Here is a 6,000-nt window from a genome sequence, read left to right as displayed (position 1 = left end):
ACACCAACCGTCGTTGACCAACGACCGTCACCGACCGCGCTGGCACCGATCAAACGAAAGCCGCCCCAGAACAACACTGGGGCGGCTTTCACCTGCCTCTTGACAAACAGTCCCTACATATCAGTTGTACCCGGACAGCACGTTGGTCACAGTCGGCTGATGGGCGGTAGACCGCCGAGTGCGCTGTGGCGTCGTTGAGTGTTGTAGCGCTCGAGCCAGGGCGCAAGGGCTGCGGCGCGTTGGGCATTGCTGCTGAATGTTCTGCGATAGGCCCATTCGGTCTGAAGGGTGCGGTTGAGGCGCTCTACTTTGCCGTTCTGCCAGGGGCAATGGGGCTTGATGAACACCTGTCGAGCGCCCAACTCGTCACAGACATCGCGGATTGACCAGCGGTAGGCCCACGCGTTATCGGTCATGACTCGCTCGATGCGGGGGATGCCGTGGTCACGGAAATACCTGGCGGCGCGACGGAGAAATGCCGCGCAGGTGGGCCCCTTCTCGTCGGTCAAGATCTCGGAGTAGGCCAATCGAGAGTGGTCGTCGACCAGTGAGTGCACATAGTCAAAACCCCTGCGCACCTTGGGAGATCGGGCAATCTTGTCCCTGCCCAGGGCACGCCAACCGCCGCCGTCAGGGATCCGACCCAGCTTTTTGACATCCATGTGCACCAGCTCGCCAGGACGGTCTCTTTCGTAACGCACCGCCGTGGACTTCGAGGCGCGGATCACCCGACCGGTCATCGGGTCGCAGTCACGCAGGCGGGGCATCTTGCGTCGGTTCAGCACGCGCGACACCGTGCGGGCGCAGACTCCAAGCTTGGCGCCGATTTCGTCGGGGCCGCAGCGATGGCGCCGGCGCCAGGCCACGATCTGGTTCTCAATGCTTGGCGGGGTGCGGGTCGGGGTCGTATGCGGCCGCGACGACCGGTCGGCAAGCCCGGCCTGGCCTTCGGCCTCAAATCGACTGATCCAGGTGTGCACACATTTGCGTGACACTCCCATCGCCTCGGCGATATCGGCTTTGGCCCAGCCGGATTGATAGCGGCGCACTATCAGCAGGCGGCCATGAAACGTCGTACGGGCATTACGGTGGGACACGAGAACCTCCGGACGGTTGCGGACCTTAGACAAGCCACACCCCACCCGGGGGTTCTCCTCACATCAAGCCGACACGCCTGCTACCAACGTCCTGTCCCAGTACACCTAGTGCGTGTTGCCGATCAGCTCGACGCCATTGCCGTTCCAGTGGAACCGCACGACGCTCTTGAGCCCACTGGCCGGGTTGGTGTAACTCAGCGCGACGGTGTCGCCGGTGGTCGCGGCCAGGTCGATGCCGTTGAACCCGTACGTGTCGGGCACCCCCGTCGGGATCAGTTGGCCCAGGTGGAACATCACCGCGCGGGTGTTCGGCTGCTCGCCGTTGGTGTTCGCTTTCACAATGACCACCGACAGTGGTGCGCACTGGTTGTAGTTGCCGGCCAGTGGCTCCGGGCTCCAGCCCTGCTTGCTGCGGGGGTCGGCGGGCAGTGTGGACACCGCCTTGGCGATATCGGGGGCCGTGAGACTGACGGCGCAGGGGTCGGCCGGAGCCGCGCTGGTCTTCGGACCTGCGACGACGGTCGGCGCGGCGGTTTTCTTGGCGGCGGCCGGCGCGGTCGGATCGGGCGTCTTGGAGGCGGTGGAGTCGCCCGACCCGCAAGCGGACAGGCCTGCCGCCGCGAGTGCGGCCACCGCGATCGTCATCAGTTTCGGTTCGGCGCAGCGCACCCGGCCACCCTATAAGGCGGACCAGGGGGAGTCTGGTCAGCCATGCGGGGCGTACCTGGCCCGATGACCCTCTAGACTTCTCGCATAATGACGACGTCTTCGCCCGAGACCGACCCGGATTCGGGCGGCAGCAACACCACTTCTGAAACCTCCGTTGAGTCCAGCGCCGAGGTCACTGCTGAAACCTCCGCTGAGTCCAGCGACGAGGTCACCTTCGCCGACCTGAACATCCGCCCGGAGGTGCTGCGCGCGCTGACCGACGTCGGATACGAGTCACCTTCGCCCATCCAGGCCGCGACCATCCCCGCGATGCTGAGCGGATCCGACGTCGTCGGTCTCGCCCAGACCGGCACCGGCAAGACCGCCGCATTCGCGGTTCCGGTGCTGTCCAAGATCGACCCCACCAGCCGTAACACCCAGTGTCTGGTGCTGGCGCCGACCCGCGAGCTCGCCTTGCAGGTGGCCGAGGCATTCGGCAAGTACGGCGCGCACCTGAACGTCAACGTGCTGGCGATCTACGGAGGGTCGTCCTACGCGCCGCAGCTGGCCGGGCTCAAGCGTGGCGCCCAGGTCGTGGTGGGCACCCCGGGCCGGGTCATCGATCACCTGTCGAAGGGCAGCCTGAACCTCTCGCACCTGGACTACCTGGTGCTCGACGAGGCCGACGAGATGCTGCAGATGGGCTTCGCCGAGGATGTCGAGCGCATCCTGGCGGACACCCCCGAATACAAGCAGGTCGCGCTGTTCTCGGCGACCATGCCGCCGGCCATCAAGAAGATCACCTCGAAGTACCTGCACGACCCGGTCGAGGTGACCATCAAGGCCAAGGCGCAGACCGCCGAGAACATCACCCAGCGCTACATCCAGGTGGCCGGCGCGCGCAAGATGGATGCCATCACCCGGCTGCTCGAGGTCGAGCCGTTCGAGGCGATGATCGTCTTCGTCCGGACCAAGCAGGCCACCGAGGAAGTCGCCGAAAAGCTCAGGGCCCGTGGGTTTTCCGCGGCCGCGATCAACGGTGACATCGCCCAGGCGGTCCGCGAGCGCACGATCAACGGGCTCAAGGACGGCTCGATCGACATCCTGATCGCGACCGACGTGGCGGCCCGTGGTCTGGACGTCGAACGCATCTCGCATGTGCTGAACTACGACATCCCGCACGACCCCGAGTCCTACGTGCACCGCATCGGGCGCACCGGCCGGGCCGGCCGCTCGGGTACCGCGCTGCTGTTCGTCACGCCGCGCGAACGGCACCTGCTCAACTCGATCGAGCGCGTCACGCGAAAGAAACTCATCGAGTCGCAGCTGCCGTCGGTCGATGACGTCAACGCGCAGCGGGTGGCCAAGTTCGGCGATTCGATCACCGGTTCGCTCAACGCCCCGGGCATCGAGCTGTTCCGCCGGCTGATCGAGGACTACGAGCGCGACAACAACGTGCCGCTGGCGGACATCGCGGCGGCGCTGGCGGTGCAGACCCAGGGTGGCGAAGAGTTCCTGATGAAGGAGCCCCCGCCGGAGAAGCGGCGCGAGCGTCCGGATCGTGACGACCGCGGCGACCGTGGCGACCGCGAGCGCAAGCCTCGGTCGACGCGCGAAGATCTGGCGACCTACCGCATCGCCGTGGGCAAGCGGCACAAGGTGATTCCGGGTGCCATCGTCGGCGCCATCGCCAACGAGGGCGGCCTGAACCGCAGCGACTTCGGGCACATCAGCATCCGCGTGGACCACTCGCTGGTCGAGCTGCCCGCCAAGCTGAGCAAGGACACGCTCAAAAAGCTTGAGAGCACCCGTATTTCGGGCCAGTTGATCCACCTGGAGCTGGACAAGGGTGGGAATTCCGGCGGCTATCAGGATCGTGGCGGACGCCCGGACCGGGGCTCGTACTCCGACCGCGGTGGCCGTCAGGACCGTGGGCCACGCCCGGACCGCGGGTCTCGACCCGGCCGTGACGACGATCGTCGTGGTGGCCACAGCGAAGGTCGAGGCGAGGGCAAGCGCAAGTACAAGTGACCCGGGTTGATTCACTCACCGGGGTCCGTGCGGTTGCCGCACTGCTCGTTGTACTGACCCACGCAGCGTTCACGACAGGTAAGTACACCCAGACCTACGTCGGGCTGATGTATGCGCGCGCCGAGATCGGTGTGCCGATCTTCTTCGTGCTGTCGGGTTTCCTGTTGTTCAGCCCGTGGGTCAAGGCGCTGGCCCGGGCCGACGCCGAAAAGCCTTACGAGGCACCGTCGGTGCAGCGCTACGCCTGGCACCGCGTGCGACGGATCATGCCCGCCTACGTGGTGACGGTGCTGGCGGCCTACGCGCTGTATCACTTCCGAACGGCCGGCCCGAACCCCGGTCACAGCTGGCTGGGGCTGCTCCGGAACCTGACGCTGACCCAGATCTACACCGACAACTACCTGTTCTCCTGGCTGCATCAGGGCCTCACCCAGATGTGGAGCCTGGCGGTGGAAGTTGCCTTCTACGTTGCCCTTCCGGCGCTGGCCTACCTGCTGATGGTGGTGCTGTGCCGGCGGCGGTGGCGGCCGGCCCTGCTGCTCGGCGCGCTGGCGATGTTGGCCGCACTGAGCCTGGCGTGGCTGACGTTGGTGCACACCACGCATTTCCTGCCCGACGGTGCCCGGCTGTGGTTGCCGACTTATCTGATCTGGTTCGTCGGCGGCATGCTGCTTTCGGTGCTGGCGGCGATGGGTGTGCGGGCCTACGGATTCCTGTGCATCCCACTGGCATTGGTCTGCTACCTCATCGCGTCGACGCCCCTCGCCGGTGCCCCGACCACCTCACCCGCCACGCTGGGGGAGAGCCTGTGGAAGTCGTTGCTCTACGCGGGGATCGCGACCCTGATCGTCGCACCGCTGGGTTTGGGGAACCGGGGCTGGTACGCGCGACTGCTGGGGAGCCGGCCGATGGTCTTCCTCGGCGAGATCTCCTACGAGATCTTCCTGGTGCATCTGGTCATCATGGAACTGGTCATGGTCGAGGTGATGCATCAGCACATCTGGACGGGTTCGACCTTCGCGTTGTTCACCCTGACGATGCTGTTCACCATTCCGGTGTCGTGGCTATTGCACCGGTTCACCCGGGTCCGGAACTAGCAGTCGCAGTCACAACAGCAGCCGTCGCAGTCACAGCAGCCATCGCAATCGCAGCAGCAGCCGTCGCAGTCGCAGGCGAAGCAGCCGTCGAACCAGCCGGCCTTGCGCTCGGCCTTCTTCTCGGGGTCTTCTTCGCCAGTTTCGATCCCGACTATGTCCAACGGCACCTCGCCCGATGACGCGATTGGTGGGCCGGCGTCGGGCGGCACATCCGTGGCCTTGAACCCCGCGCCGCTGAAGGTCCGGGTCACGGCCCGTCGCAACTCACGGGTCAGCAGCCGGTGCACCAGCCGCCCGTCGGTGAATTCCACGTCGGCCAGGGCGAGTTCGATGCCGAGTACCGCGTCGTCGCACGCCGTGCGGACGTCGCCGATCGGAGTTGCGGTGGCGGCCACCGGATTCCACTTCCCGTGCACCCGATCGTCGTGCAGATCCTCGATCGCGTCGAGCAGGTGCGCGACCCGCCCGAACAACTGGCCGACCTCCCGCAGCGGCGCCACGTTCCCCGGCCGCCCGGCCAGCACCGCGGTGTGCGCGAATGCCGCGGCGACCGAGGTTTCGGTGGGTTCGGTGACCGCGAGCAACGAGCTACCCGGCGTTGCAGCGGCTTCCAGCGCCGCCTGCCGACTGATCGCGTCCATCAGCACGGCGGTGTCGAAGCCCAGGGCTGTGCCGACGCCCGTACCTTGGCGCTCCCACCGGTCGGCGATCCGTCGGGCAGCGGGCCGCACGCCTGCCGCGGCGAGCACGCCGTCGCCGTCGTCGACGTGATCGCGCACCCGGGCGGCGGCGAGCACCAGGGAGACCACGGCCGCGAGCCGGACGGATTCACCTATGGCGACGTCGGCCTTGCGCATGCCCCGCAGTGGGCACCGGCCGGCTTCGCGACGTCCGGGTGCCGCGGTGGATTGCGCTTCCACCAACGCCGACACCACCAGCCCGTCGTAGTTGGTGGCGACGCGTCCGCCCTGTCCGTAGTCATCGCGAAGCGCGAGGCACAGCCCGCACAACTGGGCCGTCCAGACGGCGGCGAGTTCCTTACCGAGTCGATGCCGGCAGGGCCGGAGGATGCCGAACACGGCTTGAAGATAGCGCCGGCCAGCGCAGATCGCAGGCAATCAACCCAG

At 66.7% G+C, this 6,000-nt stretch carries 5 protein-coding genes; 2 read left to right on the top strand and 3 right to left on the bottom strand.

The features are described 5' to 3' along the window. Nucleotides 1–146: 146 nt before the first annotated feature. Both TL10_RS27255 and TL10_RS27250 read right to left on the bottom strand, forming a co-directional pair. Nucleotides 147–1,097, bottom strand: coding sequence for an IS481 family transposase (locus TL10_RS27255; protein WP_082068107.1), 951 nt, complete (start codon nt 1,095–1,097; stop codon nt 147–149). 105 nt (nt 1,098–1,202) lie between these two features. After that, nucleotides 1,203–1,742, bottom strand: a complete 540-nt coding sequence (locus TL10_RS27250) for an LppP/LprE family lipoprotein (RefSeq protein ID WP_043988132.1) — start codon at nt 1,740–1,742, stop codon at nt 1,203–1,205. Nucleotides 1,743–1,853: 111 nt separating this feature from the next. Here TL10_RS27250 and TL10_RS27245 point away from each other — a divergent pair, with 111 nt between their 5' ends. Further along, nucleotides 1,854–3,776 (top strand): DEAD/DEAH box helicase, encoded by a 1,923-nt coding sequence (locus tag TL10_RS27245; RefSeq protein ID WP_052506567.1) that lies wholly within the window; start codon nt 1,854–1,856, stop codon nt 3,774–3,776. Then, nucleotides 3,773–4,873 (top strand): acyltransferase family protein, encoded by a 1,101-nt coding sequence (locus TL10_RS27240; RefSeq protein WP_043988122.1) that lies wholly within the window; start codon nt 3,773–3,775, stop codon nt 4,871–4,873. Before TL10_RS27245 ends, TL10_RS27240 begins: the two co-directional genes overlap by 4 nt. On the opposite strand, the gene TL10_RS27235 is transcribed toward TL10_RS27240, so the two are convergent. Continuing rightward, the gene (locus tag TL10_RS27235) at nt 4,870–5,952 is read right to left on the bottom strand and encodes a DUF5685 family protein (RefSeq protein WP_043988121.1); all 1,083 of its coding nucleotides are present in this window, start codon (nt 5,950–5,952) and stop codon (nt 4,870–4,872) included. The genes TL10_RS27240 and TL10_RS27235 overlap by 4 nt on opposite strands. Between the last annotated feature and the right edge of the window lie 48 nt (nt 5,953–6,000).

This window comes from Mycolicibacterium llatzerense, from assembly GCF_000878195.1.
In the GTDB taxonomy this organism is placed as follows: Bacteria; Actinomycetota; Actinomycetes; order Mycobacteriales; family Mycobacteriaceae; genus Mycobacterium; species Mycobacterium llatzerense.
This window is presented reverse-complemented; position numbering and strand designations above follow the sequence as displayed.

What these genes read in the sequence shown, in the direction of transcription:
- TL10_RS27245 (WP_052506567.1), top strand. Translation starts at nt 1,854, where the DNA reads ATGACGACGTCTTCGCCCGAGACCGACCCGGATTCGGGCGGCAGCAAC.
- TL10_RS27250 (WP_043988132.1), bottom strand. Translation starts at nt 1,742, where the DNA reads ATGACGATCGCGGTGGCCGCACTCGCGGCGGCAGGCCTGTCCGCTTGC.